Below are 18,006 nucleotides of genomic sequence, written 5' to 3' on the forward strand. Positions count from 1 at the left end.
ATCAGGCCGTTTTCCGCCCGCAAATCAGGAATTCGACATTGCCCTCGGGACCGGTGATCGGACTTTTGGTAATACCCAGCACCTCCCAGCCCGGAAGGTTCGCCAGCCAGTCGGAAATGGTATCGCAGACTTCCTGATGCAGTTCCGGTTCGCGGACGACGCCCTTCTTCCCGACCCGTTCCTTGCCGACTTCAAATTGCGGTTTGATCAGCGCGATCAGATAACCGCCATCCTTGACCCGTTCCATGCTGGCCGGAAGCACGGTGCGCAGCCCGATAAAGCTGGCATCGCAAACAACGATATCGATGGCATCGGGGATTTGTTCTTCGGTCAGGTGGCGCGCATTGGTCTTTTCCATAACCACAACGCGGTCATCATTGCGAAGCTTCCAATCAAGCTGCCCCTGCCCGACATCAACGGCATAAACCTTCGCCGCCCCATTCTGAAGCAACACATCGGTAAAGCCCCCGGTCGAGGATCCGACATCAACACCGATAAAGCCGGTAACATCGACGTCGAATTCGGCAAGCCCCTTTTCAAGCTTGAGCCCGCCACGTGACACCCACGGATGGGGCTGCCCGCGCAGCGTAATGGAAATGTCTTCCTTGCACGGCATGCCTGGCTTATCGAGCCGTTGCTCGCCGCTAAAGACATTGCCTGCCATGATGAAAGCCTGTGCCTTGGACCGGGTTTCCACCAGCCCACGTTCCACAAGCAACTGATCCAAACGTTTCTTTGCCATGAGCGCGTTTTAACCCACCCACCGCAAAAGGTCACGCATTTGGTCGCATCAATATATGCCGATCAGATCGGGAATTAGCTCGCCAGCGGCTCCAGATAGCCGCGTGGCACGATGGCAAGAAGATCATTAAGCGATTCGCCCTGAACGGCCACGTGCTGCTGCATGAGCTTGCCGGCCGTTTCCGCCTCGCCATTGGCAATCGCGCTCAGGATATCGGCATGTTCGTTATTGGATGTTTTCAGACGCCCCGGGCGGTGCAACTGCAAGCGGCGATAGGGTGCGAGGCGGTTACGGACATTCTTGGTCTGACGTTCAAGGAAGCTGTTGCGACATCCGGCATAGATTGCCTCGTGGAAGCGGACATTGGCCTCGTAATAGGCATCGGCATCCGCATGATCCTTAAGCGCGTTGCATTCATCAGAAAGCGCAATCAGATTGTCGATGTCAACGCGTGGCATACGCCGTGCCGCCAGACGTGCACACATGGCTTCAAGCTCCGCCATGACTTCAAACATCTCGATCAATTCGGCAACTGTGATGGACGCCACAATCGTGCCCCGGCGCGGCATGGTCGCCACCAGCCCCGACCCGGCAAGGGTTTGAAGGGCCTCGCGCACCGGCGTGCGGGAAACGCCAAAACGCTCGCTTAGGGAACGCTCGTCCAGTTTGTCGCCGGGCTTGAGCACACCGGTCACGATATCGCGTTCAAGTTTCTGAACCAGATCAGTGGCAAGCTTTCCGTTTTGCGACATGTGCGCCCTCATTCATCATCCCTTACTGGTATACCAGAACACATATTCTGGTACCAATCAAAGCCTTTTCCATGCTGCTTTGCGAAGTTTTCCTGCTGCGACGCAAAAGTTCATCCGCAGTTTTCCTGTATTTTGACGCAGACACTGGGGCGCGGATTTGTGGCACTGCAAAATGCCCTTCTGGTATACAAAATTGCATGGACAGCATGCCAGAAATCTGTAACGCTTTTCACCAATGCGAAAACCGCATCAATAAAAAGACGCGCAAAAGCCGTCACAATGCATTCAAAACGCATGCTTCATCCGGGAGGAAAAGATGAAGATTTTCAAAAAGACTCTTACGGCGTCCGTCGCCGCCATCTCCATGTCTGTTGCCGCCTTTGGCATGTCCGCATCGGCTGGTGCCGAGACTCTCAAGCTGTCTCACCAGTGGTCGACCAGCGACATCCGCCACAAGGTTGCAGAGATCATTGCAAACGAAGTCAAAGCTGCTGACGTTGATCTGGAAATCCAGATCTTCCCGTCCGGCTCCCTGTTCAAGGCGAAGGAACAGTGGACCCCGATGACACGCGGCCAGCTTGACATGATTGTTTATCCGCTGGCCTATGCCGGTGGTCGTGTTCCAGCGGCAAACCTGACCCTGATGCCGGCACTGGTTAAGAACCATGACCATGCCAACCGCATCAACGAATCCCCGTTCATGGCTAAAATCGAAGAGCTCCTGAACGACGAAGGCGTTGTAACGGTTGCCAAAGGCTGGCTTGCAGGTGGTTTTGCTTCCACCCAGGGCTGCATCAAACAGCCGGACGATGTCAAAGGCCTGCAGATCCGTGCAGCTGGCAAGTCGTTCGAGCAGATGCTTCAGGGTGCTGGCGGCTCCATCGCCGCAATGCCGAGCTCGGAAATCTATCCGGCCATGCAGACCGGCGTTCTGGATGCGGCAAACACCAGCTCGTCGAGCTTTGTGTCCTATCGTATCTACGAGCAGGTCAAATGCTACACCCCGGCCGCTGGCAATGCCCTGTGGTTCATGTATCAGCCGGTCCTGATGTCCAAGCGCAGCTATGACAAGCTCAATGATGCGCAGAAAGACGCACTGGCAGCGGCCGCAAAGGTTGCAGAAGAATACTACACCACCGAAGGCCGCAAGCAGGACTCCGACAGTGTCGCAGTCTTCAAGGAAAACGGTGTTGAGATCGCTGATCTCTCTGACGAGGACTTTGCAGCATGGCAGGCGATCGCCATGAAAACGTCCTATGCCAAGTTCGTGGAAGAAACCCCGAACGGTCAGGAACTTCTCGACATGGCACTCGCTGTCGAGTGATCCGTGCCTGAATGATCTGTTGGTGGTGCCGGGCATCCGGCACCACCCTGATTTTCCCAACACGACCAGACCATAACACCACGGTTCCGTCAGAGGAGTACGCGCGTGTCCAACGCCATGTCCCCGCACCCATTGCCCATTGATCTGCCCGATGACTTCGCGCAGACCCCAAGTGCGTCGCATTCCGTTAAATCCGATATGCCGCCCCCGCCTGATGTCGAACCGCTCGACGATCACGCCGCACAGGCAGACCGCAACGGCCATCATCCAAAGGGACCGATTGATGGCGTGATTGCGGCCATCCATTTCCTGTCGCGCGTGTGTGGCGTTGCCTCGGCCTCGATGTTTGCGATTGCCATGCTGATCATCTGCCAGTTGGTCTTCATGCGCTATGTGCTCAATGATTCCACGGTCTGGCAGACCGAAGCCGTCATCTTCCTGATGATCGGCGCGACCCTTGTCGGCCTGCCCTATGTCCAGTTGCTGCGCGGTCACGTCAATGTTGACCTGCTGCCGCTCTATCTCAAACGTGGCGCGCGCATGACGCTTGCCATCGTCACCTTGCTGTGCGGCATGGGCATCTCGGCCATGTTTGCCTTTTACGGTCTGGAACTGGTGATCGAAGCCTTTGAAGGCGGCTGGTTGTCCGAGACCATCTGGGCTGTTCCGCTTTGGAAACCGTTCATGGCCCTTCCGGTTGGCTTTGGCCTGCTGTTCTTGCAGTTCGTTGCTGATTTCCTTTCCCTCATCACCCGCAGATCGACCCCGTTCGATATTCGCGAAGGCGCATTTTAAGGAGGCCGCACCATGGATCCCTTGCTTCTTGCGGCCATTGTTGGCATCGCGACCACAGTTGTTCTTTTCTCCGGCATTCCGGTCGGTATGGGCCTGATTTTGGTCAGCATCGGTTTTATCGTCATCTTTGATGGCACCGGATCGCTGCCGCTTCTGCCCGAAATCCTGTTTGGCAAACTCGAAAGTTTCGAAGTCCTCGCCATTCCGATGTTCATCCTGATGGGGGCGGTTGTTGCCTCATCGCGCGCCGGTGGTGACCTTTATTCGGTGCTTGATCGCTGGCTGACGCGTGTTCCGGGCGGGCTTGTGATTTCGAACCTTGGTGCCTGCGCGATCTTTTCCGCCCTGTCGGGTTCGTCACCGGCCACCTGTGCCGCGATTGGCAAGATGGGCATTCCGGCGATGCGCGAACGCGGCTTCCCCGATACGGTTGCTTCCGGCTCGATTGCGGCGGGCGGTACGCTTGGCATTCTGATCCCGCCAAGTGTCACCATGATTGTCTATGGCATCTCGACCGAAACCTCGATCGGGCGTCTGTTCCTGGCCGGCCTGCTGCCGGGTCTGCTGGTGACAGTGCTGTTCATGGCCTGGTCGCTCTATTCGACCTGGCGTCAGGGCAATGCCCAGGCCGCCCTTGGCGTGATCAAATACAGCTGGAAGGAAAAGTTTGAAATCCTTCCGCGTGTCCTGCCCTTCCTTGTGATCATTGGTGCGGTTCTCTTCGCCCTTTATGGCGGTGTTGCCACCCCGTCCGAAACAGCCGGCGTTGGTGCGCTGTTCTGTTTGGTGACGGCGATGATTGTCTATCGCATGTGGAAACCGGGGCAACTTTGGAATGTCATGCGCGACACCACCAAGGAATCGGTGATGATCCTGCTGATCATCGGGGCGGCGGGCCTGTTTAGCTACATGTTGTCATCGCTTCTGGTCACCCAGTCGATTGCACAGTGGATCTCCGCACTTGAGGTCAATCGCTGGGTTCTGATGGGCTTCATCAATCTGTTCCTGCTGATCAGTGGCTTCTTCCTGCCGCCGGTCGCCGTGATCCTGATGAGCGCGCCGATCCTGCTGCCGGTGATCGTCAATGCCGGTTTCGACCCTTACTGGTTTGCCGTGATCCTGACGATCAACATGGAAATCGGTCTGATCACCCCGCCGGTTGGTTTGAACCTGTATGTCATCAATGGCATCGCCCCGGACATCCGTTTGCAAAGCATCCTCAAGGGCGCATTCCCCTATGTGCTGTGCATGATCCTGGCAATCATCATTCTGTGCTTCTTCCCCGAAATCGCCACCTGGCTTCCGGAAAAGGTTATTGGAGGACGCTAATGTCAGGAATGTCTGTCAAAAGCTGGCTTTCAAGCATTGCCGACCGTGGTCGTGAACTGCTTGATCTGCCAATCTCGACCCCGCAGGAGCCGCTCAAGCAGCTCGGTGCCATGTGCAAGGACCTTGTCTCGCAGAAAGGTGAGGCACGTGGCACCGCGGTTGCACGCGAAGTGGTCCGTCTTTGGGAAAACCTGCCGGAAGAAGACCATCTGGCCTTCTTTCAGATGATGCAAAACGACTTCAGCGCCGACCGCGCCAAGGTCACCAAGGCGGTAGAGGCTTTTGCCAAGGACCCGTCCGAGGCCAACCTGGCCGTTCTGACCCAAACGTCCGAACCGGTTCGCCAGCAGCTTCTGCGCAAGATCAACATGGCACCGGGCGGCACGCGCGCGATTGTCGATATGCGTGAAACCCTGATCGGGCTTCTCAAAGGCAATCGCGATCTTGAACCGCTCAATGCCGATATGCAGCACCTGCTGACCAGCTGGTTCAACCGTGGTTTCCTTGAACTGCGCCATATTGACTGGGATACCTCGGCGGCCATCCTTGAAAAACTGATCCGCTATGAAGCGGTGCATGAAATTCAGGGCTGGGAAGATTTGCGTCGTCGTTTGGCGACGGATCGGAAGTGCTTTGCCTTCTTCCATCCGGCCATCCCCGACGATCCATTGATCTTTGTCGAGGTTGCTTTGGTCCATGGTCTGGCCGACAGCGTTCAGGCGCTTTTGGCCCCGGAAATTGATGAAAAGGCCCCGGAAACAGCCAACACCGCGATCTTCTATTCGATCAGCAACTGTCAGGCCGGGCTTAAGGGGATTTCCTTTGGCAACTTCCTGATCAAACAGGTGGTCGAGGAACTCAAACGCGAATTCCCGCAACTCAAACAATTCGCCACCCTGTCGCCCATTCCGGGCTTCATGGGCTGGCTGCGCACCCGCCAGAAAAGCAAAGCGGATGATGCCGAGCTCGCCGGTCAGGTTCTTGAAGGGCTCAGCGAAGATGACTGGGTCAATGATCCGATCAAGGTCGCAAAGCTGAAAAAGCCGACGTTGGGCCTGTGCGCGACCTATCTTGCCACGTGCAAGCGCGGCAAATCCCCGCTGGACCCCACCGCGCGGTTCCATCTTGGCAATGGTGCACAGCTTGAACGCCTCAACTGGCTTGGCGACACGTCCGACAAGGGCCTGCGTCAGGCGGGTGGCATGATGGTGAATTACGCCTATCACCTTGATGATATCGAGAAAAACCACGAAGCACTGATGAATGACGGAAAGATTGCCACATCGAAATCCGTCGCACAGCTTGCCGGAATTTAAACAGGTATGACCATGTCAGATAATCTTCTTCAAACATTTCTGGACCGTTTTCCGGCCGATAAATCCCGCACCTTCCTGATCGAACGCGATGGGACGGAGCGCAGCTTCGCCTGGCTTCTTGATCGCACCGGGCGTTATGCATCCGTCCTTGCCGCCCATGGCGTGGTCAAGGGCGACCGAGTGGCTGCACAGGTCGACAAATCATCAGATGTGATCGCGCTCTATCTTGCCTGCCTGCAGCTTGGTGCCATTCACCTGCCGCTCAATACTGCCTATACCGGGGACGAGATCGCCTATTTCCTCGGCGATGCCGCCCCGCGCGCCTTTGTCTGCCGTCCGGCCCATATCGACGCGGCCAAGGAACTCGGTGACAAAAATGACGTCGCCGCTGTCCTGTCGCTGGGAACAAAGGGCGATGGCAGCCTCAATGACGAGGCCGCCAATGCCACCGCCATGACCGACATCGTCGCCGCCGAGAAGGATGACGTTGCCGCAATCCTGTATACTTCGGGCACGACGGGCCGGTCCAAGGGCGCGATGCTGACCCACAACAATCTGGGTTCAAACGCCAAGACCCTGCATCAGGCCTGGGGTTTCCAGCCGGGCGACACGCTTTTGCATGCCCTGCCGCTGTTCCATACCCATGGTCTGTTTGTCGCCATCAACATCATGCTGATGAATGGCGGCAAGGTGATCCTGCTTCCGAAATTCGATGCGGATGACGTGATTGAACGTCTGCCGCAATCAACCGTCCTGATGGGGGTTCCGACCTTCTATACCCGCTTGCTCGCTCATCCGCAGTTTAACAAGGATGTTACCGCTAACATGCGTCTGTTCGTGTCGGGCTCTGCGCCGCTTCTGGCCGAAACCCATGACGCGTTCTTTGAACGTACCGGGCACAAGATCCTTGAACGCTATGGCATGACCGAAACCTGCATGAACACGTCAAACCCGTTCGATGGTGAACGCCGTCCGGGTGCGGTTGGCCCGACCCTGCCGGGGATCGAGGCACGCGTGTGTGACAAGGATGGCAATATCCTTGGTGCCGGTGAAATCGGAGTTTTGGAAGTCCGCGGCCCGAACGTCTTTTCCGGATACTGGCAGATGCCCGAAAAAACCGCGTCCGAGTTCCGCCAAGATGGGTTCTTTATCACCGGCGACCTCGCCACCATCGGTGAAGACGGCTATGTCACCATCGTTGGGCGCGACAAGGATCTGATCATTTCCGGTGGCTTTAATGTCTATCCCAAGGAAGTCGAAGAAGTCATTGCCGAATATGATGAAGTCGATGAGGTCGCGATCTTTGGCCTGCCCCATCCCGATTTCGGCGAAGCCGTTGCCGGTGTGATTGTAGCAGCTAATGGCGATCAACCTGATACCGACGCCCTGATCAAACGCACCCAGGACAAGCTGGCCAAATTCAAAGTACCCAAGCGCATCTGGGTGATCAAGGAACTGCCGCGCAACACCATGGGCAAAATCCAGAAGGCCCAGTTGCGCAAAGAATACGAGGATACCTTTACCTCCCCCACTGCATAAACGTTGCAGTCCCATACTCCCGCTGCCAAGAGGCTGCTTCCCCAAAGGAACAGCCTCCCCGTAGCACCCATCGGGTCTTTGACCCAACTTTCCGGCCGGATTTATCTGGCCGGATTTTTTTTGTCCATCACGCAAACCTGATGACCCCGCTGCCTAACGTTATGCAATTATTAGGGAATAACAGCAGAAGATGTTAAATTAGAAAAACAATATCGAGCAATCTGCAGGCTTGTCCAAAAGTGCCAGAACGAAAGTAACTGGGATTGATGACCAAGCTTGACGACGCCATAGACCGCATTTCGCGTAACATCGCCCAAACCGGCGCCCTCACCACAGAGGCATCGCGTCGCTATGACCAGATGTTTGCCGACTTCCGTATCGAGCTCGACCACACCCTTGATGCGGCCGACACACTTGCCGATGCGGCCAATGCCACCATGGCCCTGCTTGAACAGGCATCCACCCTTCTGCGTGAAAGCTTCCCCAATCCCGCGCCGCGCGCGTGTCGTGATCAATGCAGTGCGTGCTGCCACCTGTTCGTCAGCGTCCCGCCCGGCGTCACCGACCTGATCGCCGCCCACATCACCGCGACCTTTAACCCGCCCGAACAACAGGCCCTGTTGATCCGTCTGCGCACTGTCGCACACGAAATCGAACAATTCACCAGGACTAGCGACGTGCGCGCCCGCTGCCCGCTGCTTGATGAAAATGAACGCTGCAGCATCTATACCGTCCGCCCCCTGACCTGCCGCGCCTTTACCTCTTCGGACGCCGGTCTATGTCACGCCATGGTCTTTGGTGACAGTGCGCAGCAAACCACCCGCATTGATCAGGATCCGGGCCATTACCGCCTGCATATCGAAGCCACCGAAGCCCTGCAAAACCTTGCTGCCCGGCGCGGTCTAGAGGGACGTCAGGAAGGTTTCGTCCACGGGCTGCTGGACCGGCTTGAAAACAGACTGACATCCGCCTGATCAGGCCGGCTTGCAATTTTGCGGAAACAAGACCATTTCCCCTACGTTCCTGAATGGTCGGGCCTTCACCCGACACCTGCAATCAACCATATGGGGCAGACATGCAAAACCCGTCAGCACAAGCACCGCGCGTGGCCTTTGTCACCGGCGGCGCCCAGGGATTGGGCCTTGGGATATCAAAGCATCTTCTGGGTCTTGGCTGGAAGGTGGCGATGTTTGATCTTGATGCTGATGCGGGCAAGGAAGCCCTTGAAAGTCTGACGGACGCAGAACGCGACCGCACCCTGTTTCTCCAAGGCGACGTCGCCAATGAGGGCGACATCAAGCTCTGCATTCAGCAATGCTTTGACCGATTTGGCCGCATTGATGGCCTGATCAATAATGCCGGCATCGCCGATCCCCGCGCCCCAAACATCGAGGACCTTGAATGGGATCAATGGCAACGGGTGATCAACGTCAATCTCGGGGGCGTCTTCCTGGCGACCAAACACGCCACGCAACATCTGCGTGAAACCGGCGGCGCGATTGTCAATATCGCCTCCAGCCGCGCCTTTCAGTCCGAAGCCAATACCGAACCCTACGCCGCCTCCAAGGGCGGCATCGTTGCCCTGACCCATGCGCTGGCAGTAAGCCTTGCCTCTGACATCCGGGTCAATGCGATTGCGCCCGGCTGGATCGAAGTCGGTGACTGGCAAAAACAGGCCAACAAGACCACACCCGATCACAGCGACATGGACAAATCCCAACACCCCGTCGGTCGGGTCGGCACACCCGATGACATCGCACACGCCGTTTCCTTCCTGCTTGATGGCGACAAATCCGGTTTCATGACCGGCGAAACCATGCGCATTGATGGCGGCATGACGCACAAGATGATTTATGTCGATTAAACCAGCCAAAGAATGCAAAAGACCGGTCTGTCATTTCTGACGACCGGTCTTTTGTTTTTCTGAAAGTCTTCGCTTATGCCCGCGCTTTACTTTCGCTCATGCCAAGCGCGCCAAGGGCGGTCTTGACGATGGCCTTGGCATCAAGTCCGGCTTTCTCGTACTGGATTTCCGGCTTGTCGTGATCGACCAGCGCATCCGGCAATGCCATGGTGCGGATTTTAAGGCCGTTATCAAGCAATCCCTGCCCTGCCATATGCTGCAGAACCATTGCACCAAAGCCGTTGATCGATCCTTCTTCGATGGTGATCAGGACTTCATGATTGCGCGCCAGATCAGCAATCAGTTCATGATCAAGCGGCTTGGCAAAACGCGCATCGGCCACCGTCGCCGGCAAGCCCCGTGCAGCCAAGTCTTCGGCCGCTATCAGCGCTTCGGCCAGACGCGTGCCATAGGACAGAATGGCAATCTTGCCGCCTTCACGCAGGATACGGCCCTTACCGATTTCAAGAACCTGGCCCTCGGACGGCATTTCAACGCCAACACCCTCACCGCGCGGATAGCGGAACGCAGATGGCCGATCATCAATCGCCCAGGCGGTCGTCGTCATATGCACCAGTTCCGCCTCATCTGCAGCCGCCATCAGAACAAAGTTCGGCAAGCAGCCGAGATAAGCAATGTCATAGGCCCCGGCATGGGTCGCCCCGTCCGCACCAACCAGACCGGCCCGGTCCATCGCGAAACGCACCGGCAGGTTCTGGATCGCGACATCATGCACAACCTGGTCATAGCCACGCTGCAGGAAGGTCGAATAGAGCGTGCAGAACGGTTTGTATCCCTCGCACGCCATCCCGGCAGCAAAGGTCACCGCATGCTGCTCGGCAATCCCGACGTCAAAGGCACGATCGGGGAAATGATCGGCAAAGATATTGACCCCCGTGCCCGACGGCATGGCAGCCGTGATGGCGGTGACTTTTTCGTCCTTCTCGGCCAGCTTGACCAGCGTTTCGCCATACACCTTGGTGTAGCTTGGCGCATTCGGGGTCGGCTTGGCCTGCTTGCCCGTCACAACATCAAACTTGGCAACGCCATGGTATTTGTCGGCGGCATTTTCCGCCGGGCCATAGCCCTTGCCTTTCTGCGTGACCGCATGGATCAGGATCGGGCCATCAACATCGGCATCGCGAACGTTTTTGAGGACCGGCAACAGATGATCCATGTTGTGACCATCAATCGGCCCGACATAGAAGAAACCCATTTCTTCAAACAGCGTCCCGCCGGTCACCATGCCACGGGTATATTCTTCAAGCTTGCGCGCCGCTTCTTCGATCTGACGCGGCAGATGCTTGGTCAGGCCCTTGGCCGCATTGCGCAAACCCTGATAGCCTTTGCCGGAAATCAGGCGCGACAAATAACCCGACATCGATCCCACCGGCGGGGCAATCGACATGTCATTGTCATTGAGGATCACGATCAAGCGTTGATCGGTGGCGGCGGCATTGTTCATCGCCTCATAGGCCATGCCCGCACTCATCGATCCGTCACCAATCACCGCAATGACGTTCTTGCGTTTGTCATCCGATAGCTGGTTGGCGACCGCCATACCAAGCCCTGCCGAGATCGAGGTGGAGCTATGCCCCGCCCCGAACGGATCATATTCAGACTCGGAACGCTTGGTGAAACCCGACAATCCGCCGCCCTGACGGATCGTACGGATACGATCACGCCGCCCGGTCAGGATTTTATGCGGATAGCACTGATGCCCCACATCCCAGATCAGACGATCACGGGGCGTATCAAACAGGTAATGGATCGCAACGGTCAGCTCGACCACGCCAAGCCCGGCGCCAAGATGGCCGCCGGTGACCGATACGGCATCAATCACCTCGGCGCGCAATTCGTCAGCCACCTGCTTCATCTGGGCAGGCTGCAATGTGCGCAGCTCGTCAGGGGTGTTGATGGTATCCAGCAGCGGGGTCTTGGAGGTCGTGCTCATTCCGATCTCGATTTTCAATTTTTTATATGGCGTTAATTTGGGCCTGAACCCTGCAACAGGGTGACGGTTATATCGCCATGTTGCAAGCTGCGTAAAATAGCGGGGTTCGACCGAATTAGCGACCCTGAATTTCACCTGATTTTACACGCTCGAGAAACCGGTGGATCACCTGTTCGACCGTGCGGTGAATGGTGTCGCGATCCTGTCCGAAATCCCGACAGAGATAACCAAAGTTCTCGGCAATATATGGGGTGCATTTCGGCAAGAAGGAATAGTGCCCAGCTCCCTTGACCTTCACGAACTTCGCCCGCCCGCGCAACAGATTGCGAAAGTGTGCGGCGTTAACATGGTCATGCAGGATTTCGTCTGTATCGGCCTCGACAAACAGCATCGGGATATCAATATCGCCAAGCCCTTCGTCGGTGGCCGCAACCCCAAAGGCCGGCGCAATCGCGATAATCGCGGTAATCCGGTCATCCCGCTCGGACACAACCGGCCCGCCATAAACGTTGTGCAACCGATCAATGTGATCGTCGCTGGGTGCGTGCTGGCAAATCACGCGATCACTCTCGGCATTGATTTCGCAGTAATCCTGCCACGCCTGGGCATCAAAGTCCCACCCGGCCAGTTTCAGAACCGTCGCCCCGCCGGCCGAATGTCCCAGGGCATAGATTTTGGCTTGGTCAATCTGAGGCCCGATCTCGTCATGCGCCAACAACAGATCAAGCGCCAATCGCATTTCCTGCGGGCGACGTTCAATGATTGCCAACTGCCGGGCTTCGGACGCATCCAAGTAGTTATCGCCATGATGCTGCGGGGCCGCAACGATATAGCCGCGGCGGGCCAGATATTCCCCCAACCAGAACTGATTGAACCGATGCCCTTCCGAGCCATGGGAAAACAAAACCATCGGAAACGGACCATCACCGGCAAAATCCGCCCCACGCGCTGCACCGGATGCCACGCCCATATGGCGCACGGAACTTTCCGGCTCTGTTGCCGGATACCAGATGGCAAGCGGAAACGGATCCTTGTCAAACAGCCGGTCGCGAAAACCGGCTGTATATGGGGGATAGTCGGTCATTTCTAAAACCGCAAACGATCAGCGGTCACGTTCAACGACGAAACGGGCCACAGCACGCAGCGGTTCGGCCTCGCCGTCAAAGCAGTTCAGGTGATTGATCGCCTGATCGCACAGCATGCTGGCCTGCTCACGTGCCTGATCCAGACCAAGCAATTTCACGAAGGTCGACTTTTCCTGATCGGCATCCTTACCCGCCGTCTTGCCAAGCTCCTCGCTGCTTGCCTCAACATCAAGGATGTCATCCTTAATCTGAAACGCCAGCCCCATGTCATGGGCATAGGATCGCAGGGCCAGTCGAATGCTTTTGGGCGCCTTGCCAAGGATCGCACCGGCTTCGCAGGCAAAGGCAAACATCCGTCCGGTTTTGAGCAAATGCAGATGGGTCACCTGTGCCTGATCAAAACTCTGCCCTTCGCCCGCCAGATCGATCATCTGACCACCAACCATGCCATACGGCCCGGCCGCCCGGGCAAGCGCACGCACCAGATCGGTGCAAACACGCGGGTCTGGATGGGTATCTTCGTCGGCCAGCACTTCAAACGCCTGGGTCAGAAGCGCATCACCGGCCAAAATCGCCGTCGCCTCGTCATATTGCTTATGACAGCTGGGCTTGCCGCGACGCAGATCATCATCATCCATCGCCGGCAAATCGTCATGGATCAGCGAATAGCTGTGCACCATCTCGACCGCGGCCGCGACGCGAAGGGCCGAGCGACGTGAAACCTTGAACAAGCCGGCAGAGCTCAGCACCAGAAACGGACGCAGGCGTTTGCCATCGCCCAGCGTCGAATAACGCATCGCCTGATACAGGCGCTGCTCGATCTGGCCATTGGCGCGGGGCAGAATCCCGTCAAGCGTCTCGCCCAGATCAGCAGACGCCGCACTCAGTCCGGCAAGCAAGTCGTAACTCACGACGGTCTCCGATTATTCAATATCTGGTTGTTCGATTTATTCGATTTCGGTCGGGGTTGCCGACGGGCGGCCATCCGCATTGAGCGTAATTTTTTCGATGCGCTCTTCGGCCGCACGCAGCTTGTCCGCGCAATGGCGCTTAAGTGCCGCACCGCGTTCATAGGACGCAATGGCATCATCAAGACCGACCTGCCCCTGTTCAAGCTGACGCACAAGGGTTTCAAGCTGCCCAAGCGCCTCTTCGAAACTCAGTTTCGCGATATCTTCAGGAATTGTGGGAGATGCAGTAGCCTCGGACATGTAAGCTCCATTTCTTTGATCGGCGCGGAGTTTACGCGCAAGTTTTGATCAGGGCAACCGGACAGAACGCAATTTCGTCTGGCTGAAACGCTTTTGACGACCAACAGGACACGCGCGCTGTACTGCGCTTAATGCGCGCCCATCAAGGTCCGGACATGCTGCACGGCACTGGTGGCAAGCGATGGCAGATCATAGCCCCCTTCAAGCAGCGATACGACCCGACCGCCACACTGTTCCTCGGCCAGGGTCATCAACTGCTTGGTCATCCAGACAAAATCATCCGCAACAAAGCACAGCCCGGCCAGCGGATCATTCTTGTGGGCATCAAACCCCGCCGAAATGATCAGAAGTTCGGGCTTGAAGGCGGCAATGCCGGGCAGAACAGTCGAATTGAAAGCTTCCTGAAGCTCTGTCGTGCCCGCCCCGGCCGGAAGGCCGACATTGAGGATATTGTTCGCACAACCACGTTCGGTTTCAGCCCCCGTACCGGGATAAAGCGGCCATTGATGGGTCGAGCAATAAAACAGATCCGCATCGTTATAAAACAGGTCCTGCGTGCCATTGCCATGATGGACATCGAAATCCATCACCGCCACGCGCTTGATGCCAAATTTCTTGCGTGCATGATGGGCGGCGATCGCTGCATTGTTAAACAGGCAAAACCCCATCGCCCGGTCATATTCCGCGTGATGGCCCGGCGGTCTGGTGGCGACAAAGGCGTTCTTTTCATGCCCTTCCATCACCGCATCAACCGCAATGCATGCACCACCGGCCGCACGCAGGGCCGCATTGCCCGATCCGGGCGAAACATAGGTATCACCATCAAGCGATACGATGCCCTCATCGGGGATGGTGGCCATCAACTTGTCGACATAGGCCGGGTCATGGACGGCCTTGATCAGCTCGATCTCGGCCAGTGGCGCTTCTTCGCGATGCAGGAACATGAATTCCTCGGCCTCGAACACGCGCTGAACAACGCGCAGTCGGTCGGCACATTCCGGATGTCCGGGGCCGGTATCATGATCAATGCAATCGTGGTGAGACACGAACAAAGTCGCCATTTTTCTGGATCACCTTCCTGAAAGGTCAAACACGGATCAATTCCGGGCATATGTCCGGAACCCGGGTTTGCGTTAACCGCGTCCCTTTTTTATGTCCTTCTTGAATCGTTTTAGCGCAAAACGATTTCCTTTTCTTTGTTCTAAATCAGCATATCAAACGACGTGCGCGCAAGCTCTTTGGCCTTCGACAAAAGCATCATCCGGCACACCGCATTTTACCACTATTACTTTCACAGTTTTGCCGTTTTCTCGGGTTTGTATATGCAGTGTTCGAAAATGTTGCCGGTCCAACCCCGGAAACACAGCCGAACAGAAACCAACCCTTACGGTTAAACATTGCCCGTCAGAATTGCTGTTGGGCCGTCACGCCAAAGGGGCAAAATCGCGACCATCAGAGACCAATCTGGTGCAAAGAAGGAAGCTCGACAGGCCGTTTTCCGGCAAAAACACCGTAAGTTGCATGTTACGTCGGAGGAAACACGCTCTTGACAGATTTGTAATATACGTGAGAATGAGTCCACCAACCAATTCCAGTAATTAGTTGGTGGCAAAAGCCGCTATACTATAGGTATTATTACCTAAAGCCGCTTTGATCCAGCCGGGCAATAGCCACCCTATGGCTCTGGCTGGTGAAAATGTCGAATTTTCGTTGGGACAATGACCGCTTGCGGTCAGGCTCATAAGGAAGCCAAATGGAACTTAACAATCTAGAAGAAAAGGCCGAACAGGCGAGCACCCTGTTAAAGGCCATGAGCAATCAGAGCAGACTGCTTATCCTTTGCCAACTTAATGAAGGCGAAAAGTCGGTTGGCGAACTCGAACGTATCGTTGGACTAAGCCAGTCCGCCCTCTCGCAGCATCTCGCCCGCCTGCGTCGTGACAAGCTCGTTCAGACTCGTCGCGAAGCACAGACCATATACTATTCTTTGAATGGTGATGACGCTCTGCGCGTGATCGAGACACTTCACGGACTTTATTGCAACGCCTCGCGCAAGTCCGCTGCTGCCTAACATCAGGGGCGCTCCCCATTAAAAAAGCCTGCCTTTTTTAAGGCAGGCTTTTTTATGTCAAAACGCCAAAAGCAAACTTACTGCGGGCCGCATTCCGGCATCGGCAACCGGCTGACCTTATCAAGCGTGCCCAGAACTTCGAACTCGCCATAATCAAACCGCATCCCGTGCGCGACACCGTTTTCGGCGAAATCCACAGCCATCTCGGTCGACGGCCCGTTCTCAGCAGCGCCTAGCGGATAGAAGGCCAGGTTCATGCGGTGAAACGCACTGCTTGCAATGCCATCGGGATCATCAGCCGCATTATCAGCGTCCTTGCGATCTGAAATCACCACCGCGACCCGGTTGGTCGGCGCATCGCCGCTGCCATCGAACACCAGATCGTTGGCAAACCGCTCCCCGTCTTGTGCTCGTTTAAGCAACATCAGCGAATGCTGGGTCGGGAACAGGGTATCTGCGGCCAATTCTTCTTCGACTTCGACCGGCACTTCATAGGTCACCTTGACCATGTCATCGTCGCGGATGGCCTTGCCGACGATCTCATCGACCTTGGTGCCATCAAGATAATCGCGCATGCGAAAACGGTACTCGTTGCTGGCGAAATCTTCCCACTGTGTCATGGAATAGGCCGAATTGATCGGCGTGCCTTCCGACCCTTGCAGGATCATGATCTGCTGCATTTCGGTGACCCAGCCATCGCACATTCTCTCAAAGCGATAGCCAAGCACACCGGACGCATCCACGATCGAGCTCCCCGCCTCAGCGCGGGTCATCTTGAAGTGATATTCCGCGACATGCGGCACGATGGCATCTTCAATGACCGCCACATTCCCCGCCTGCGCGGCACAGCCACCAAGACCAAGGCCCAAACAAAAGATCAGCGTTCCTTTCAGGGAACGCTGACGTTGCTTCATTTCTGAAAAAATCCCAGACAACATCACTCTCCGGTGGCGGTAACTCCGACAATCCAGGGATTCTCAATCCCCTTTTTGGTAGCAAGAAGGCGCAGATCACGTGCATGCTCTGCCGAAAGCGGCCCGACCGCAACGCGCAGGTAAGGTGTACCCTTTACATCCGCATTCAAAAGACGTGGCTGGTATTCCGCATAGATGCCAAGTGCCTTCTGTGCACGGGCTTCATCAGCAAAGCTTGCCAATACCACATAATCACCGGGCAGCGGCGCGGCAAGATCATCGCCCGCAAGCGCCTCGCCATCCACGGTCGGCTCAATCGATTTCACAATCGCATCGACGCCGTCTTCCATCGTGGTCGCGTCAGCCAGGGCGGCGGTCACAGTTTCCTTTGGTGCCTCAACTTCCGGCAGGCGCTTGTCTTCGACATAGCCGGCCACGGCCGCATCGGCTTCGACCTGCGGGTCAATCGGCCCCAAATCGCCAAGCGCGACCGGAACGTCTTCAGCTTCGATCTGATCACGTGCAGAAGCCACCTCTACCGGCGCATCCACATCCACGTCCGGTGTAAGCTTGGCGGCAACAACCGCATCATCAGATGTGTCTTTTTCAGGCAGTGGCGGCAGGTTGGTCGTGACAATCGCGTTGGAGCGCATGGCGGTTGCGCTGGGTTCCGACCAATCTTCTGCCGGGGCATTCACTGCATAGATTTCCGGGCGTGCCGCACGGATTTCCTGTTTGATTTCGGGTTCGCCCATCACCGCAAGGGCCGCGGCCTCTTCTGCCAGGATGGTTTCTTCATCCTTGCAGATATCCTGTTCCAAAAGCGGGCGATGCAGCGCGCAATCCTGTTTGGCAACAAACGATACCGCATGGTCGGTCGTGCTTTTGCCAGTCGACACATAGCTGATCAAATCACCGGCCAGCTTGGCAACGGTCAGTTCAATCGGACCACCGCACGCGCTCAGCGCCAACGGCGCTGCCACAACTAGAATTTTTCTCAACAGGCCATCCCCCGAAGGATCAAATGTTCTTTTCCCCCGCTACACTGGCCCATAGCCCGTTAATATTAGG

The 18,006-nt window shown here is 56.4% G+C and carries 17 protein-coding genes; 8 read left to right on the plus strand and 9 right to left on the minus strand.

The window, feature by feature from the left end; genetic code table 11:
* Nucleotide 1 precedes the first annotated feature (1 nt).
* The gene (locus ACXAIA_RS04240; RefSeq protein ID WP_475348263.1) at nt 2-742 is read right to left on the minus strand and encodes a TlyA family RNA methyltransferase; all 741 of its coding nucleotides are present in this window, start codon (nt 740-742) and stop codon (nt 2-4) included.
* 74 nt (nt 743-816) lie between these two features.
* Nucleotides 817-1,494 (minus strand): GntR family transcriptional regulator, encoded by a 678-nt coding sequence (locus tag ACXAIA_RS04245; RefSeq protein ID WP_475348264.1) that lies wholly within the window; start codon nt 1,492-1,494, stop codon nt 817-819.
* Nucleotides 1,495-1,810: 316 nt separating this feature from the next.
* Between ACXAIA_RS04245 and dctP the strand changes: the two genes are divergently transcribed.
* The 7 genes from dctP (at nt 1,811) to ACXAIA_RS04280 (ending at nt 9,661) form a co-directional block, all read left to right on the plus strand.
* Nucleotides 1,811-2,818, plus strand: a complete 1,008-nt coding sequence (dctP, locus tag ACXAIA_RS04250) for a TRAP transporter substrate-binding protein DctP (RefSeq protein ID WP_475346414.1) — start codon at nt 1,811-1,813, stop codon at nt 2,816-2,818.
* Between the two features lie 105 nt (nt 2,819-2,923).
* Nucleotides 2,924-3,613, plus strand: coding sequence for a TRAP transporter small permease (locus tag ACXAIA_RS04255; protein ID WP_475348265.1), 690 nt, complete (start codon nt 2,924-2,926; stop codon nt 3,611-3,613).
* Nucleotides 3,614-3,625: 12 nt separating this feature from the next.
* Nucleotides 3,626-4,942, plus strand: coding sequence for a TRAP transporter large permease (locus ACXAIA_RS04260; RefSeq protein WP_475348266.1), 1,317 nt, complete (start codon nt 3,626-3,628; stop codon nt 4,940-4,942).
* Entirely contained in the window at nt 4,942-6,258 is a 1,317-nt protein-coding gene (locus tag ACXAIA_RS04265) for a malonyl-CoA decarboxylase (protein WP_475348267.1), read from the plus strand. The genes ACXAIA_RS04260 and ACXAIA_RS04265 overlap by 1 nt, the downstream gene beginning before the upstream one ends.
* A 12-nt stretch (nt 6,259-6,270) precedes the next feature.
* The gene (locus ACXAIA_RS04270; protein ID WP_475348268.1) at nt 6,271-7,797 is read left to right on the plus strand and encodes a malonate--CoA ligase; all 1,527 of its coding nucleotides are present in this window, start codon (nt 6,271-6,273) and stop codon (nt 7,795-7,797) included.
* A 266-nt stretch (nt 7,798-8,063) separates the two neighbouring features.
* A complete protein-coding gene (locus ACXAIA_RS04275; RefSeq protein ID WP_475348269.1) occupies nt 8,064-8,771 on the plus strand; it encodes a YkgJ family cysteine cluster protein in 708 nt (235 codons plus the stop codon).
* A 101-nt stretch (nt 8,772-8,872) separates the two neighbouring features.
* A complete protein-coding gene (locus tag ACXAIA_RS04280) occupies nt 8,873-9,661 on the plus strand; it encodes an SDR family oxidoreductase (RefSeq protein ID WP_475348270.1) in 789 nt (262 codons plus the stop codon).
* A gap of 73 nt (nt 9,662-9,734) precedes the next feature.
* Here ACXAIA_RS04280 and dxs read toward each other — a convergent pair whose 3' ends face one another.
* The 5 genes from dxs to ACXAIA_RS04305 form a co-directional block, all read right to left on the minus strand.
* Nucleotides 9,735-11,654 (minus strand): 1-deoxy-D-xylulose-5-phosphate synthase, encoded by a 1,920-nt coding sequence (dxs, locus tag ACXAIA_RS04285; protein ID WP_475348271.1) that lies wholly within the window; start codon nt 11,652-11,654, stop codon nt 9,735-9,737.
* Nucleotides 11,655-11,769: 115 nt separating this feature from the next.
* Complete coding sequence (locus ACXAIA_RS04290; RefSeq protein ID WP_475348272.1) at nt 11,770-12,738, minus strand: alpha/beta hydrolase family protein; 969 nt, start codon at nt 12,736-12,738, stop codon at nt 11,770-11,772.
* Nucleotides 12,739-12,756: 18 nt separating this feature from the next.
* The gene (locus ACXAIA_RS04295) at nt 12,757-13,650 is read right to left on the minus strand and encodes a polyprenyl synthetase family protein (RefSeq protein ID WP_475346425.1); all 894 of its coding nucleotides are present in this window, start codon (nt 13,648-13,650) and stop codon (nt 12,757-12,759) included.
* A 36-nt stretch (nt 13,651-13,686) separates the two neighbouring features.
* The gene (locus ACXAIA_RS04300; protein WP_475348273.1) at nt 13,687-13,950 is read right to left on the minus strand and encodes an exodeoxyribonuclease VII small subunit; all 264 of its coding nucleotides are present in this window, start codon (nt 13,948-13,950) and stop codon (nt 13,687-13,689) included.
* Between the two features lie 128 nt (nt 13,951-14,078).
* Nucleotides 14,079-15,011: a histone deacetylase family protein gene (locus ACXAIA_RS04305; RefSeq protein WP_475348274.1), complete on the minus strand. Its 933-nt coding sequence runs from the start codon at nt 15,009-15,011 to the stop codon at nt 14,079-14,081.
* Between the two features lie 692 nt (nt 15,012-15,703).
* On the opposite strand from ACXAIA_RS04305, the gene ACXAIA_RS04310 reads away from it, so the two are divergent.
* Entirely contained in the window at nt 15,704-16,021 is a 318-nt protein-coding gene (locus ACXAIA_RS04310) for an ArsR/SmtB family transcription factor (protein WP_475346427.1), read from the plus strand.
* A 77-nt stretch (nt 16,022-16,098) separates the two neighbouring features.
* On the opposite strand, the gene ACXAIA_RS04315 is transcribed toward ACXAIA_RS04310, so the two are convergent.
* Both ACXAIA_RS04315 and ACXAIA_RS04320 read right to left on the minus strand, forming a co-directional pair.
* Entirely contained in the window at nt 16,099-16,935 is an 837-nt protein-coding gene (locus tag ACXAIA_RS04315; protein WP_475348275.1) for an EipB family protein, read from the minus strand.
* A gap of 23 nt (nt 16,936-16,958) precedes the next feature.
* Nucleotides 16,959-17,936 (minus strand): SPOR domain-containing protein, encoded by a 978-nt coding sequence (locus ACXAIA_RS04320; RefSeq protein ID WP_475348276.1) that lies wholly within the window; start codon nt 17,934-17,936, stop codon nt 16,959-16,961.
* Between the last annotated feature and the right edge of the window lie 70 nt (nt 17,937-18,006).

The sequence above is a fragment of the Thalassospira sp. ABL2_045 genome (genome assembly GCF_056161285.1).

Coding starts and splice junctions, on each gene's coding strand:
- dctP (WP_475346414.1), top strand. CDS start 1,811: ATGAAGATTTTCAAAAAGACTCTTACGGCGTCCGTCGCCGCCATCTCC.
- ACXAIA_RS04260 (WP_475348266.1), top strand. CDS start 3,626: ATGGATCCCTTGCTTCTTGCGGCCATTGTTGGCATCGCGACCACAGTT.
- ACXAIA_RS04310 (WP_475346427.1), top strand. CDS start 15,704: ATGGAACTTAACAATCTAGAAGAAAAGGCCGAACAGGCGAGCACCCTG.
- ACXAIA_RS04300 (WP_475348273.1), bottom strand. CDS start 13,950: ATGTCCGAGGCTACTGCATCTCCCACAATTCCTGAAGATATCGCGAAA.
- ACXAIA_RS04315 (WP_475348275.1), bottom strand. CDS start 16,935: ATGAAGCAACGTCAGCGTTCCCTGAAAGGAACGCTGATCTTTTGTTTG.
- ACXAIA_RS04305 (WP_475348274.1), bottom strand. CDS start 15,011: ATGGCGACTTTGTTCGTGTCTCACCACGATTGCATTGATCATGATACC.
- ACXAIA_RS04270 (WP_475348268.1), top strand. CDS start 6,271: ATGTCAGATAATCTTCTTCAAACATTTCTGGACCGTTTTCCGGCCGAT.
- ACXAIA_RS04265 (WP_475348267.1), top strand. CDS start 4,942: ATGTCAGGAATGTCTGTCAAAAGCTGGCTTTCAAGCATTGCCGACCGT.
- ACXAIA_RS04240 (WP_475348263.1), bottom strand. CDS start 742: ATGGCAAAGAAACGTTTGGATCAGTTGCTTGTGGAACGTGGGCTGGTG.
- ACXAIA_RS04280 (WP_475348270.1), top strand. CDS start 8,873: ATGCAAAACCCGTCAGCACAAGCACCGCGCGTGGCCTTTGTCACCGGC.
- ACXAIA_RS04245 (WP_475348264.1), bottom strand. CDS start 1,494: ATGTCGCAAAACGGAAAGCTTGCCACTGATCTGGTTCAGAAACTTGAA.
- dxs (WP_475348271.1), bottom strand. CDS start 11,654: ATGAGCACGACCTCCAAGACCCCGCTGCTGGATACCATCAACACCCCT.
- ACXAIA_RS04275 (WP_475348269.1), top strand. CDS start 8,064: ATGACCAAGCTTGACGACGCCATAGACCGCATTTCGCGTAACATCGCC.
- ACXAIA_RS04290 (WP_475348272.1), bottom strand. CDS start 12,738: ATGACCGACTATCCCCCATATACAGCCGGTTTTCGCGACCGGCTGTTT.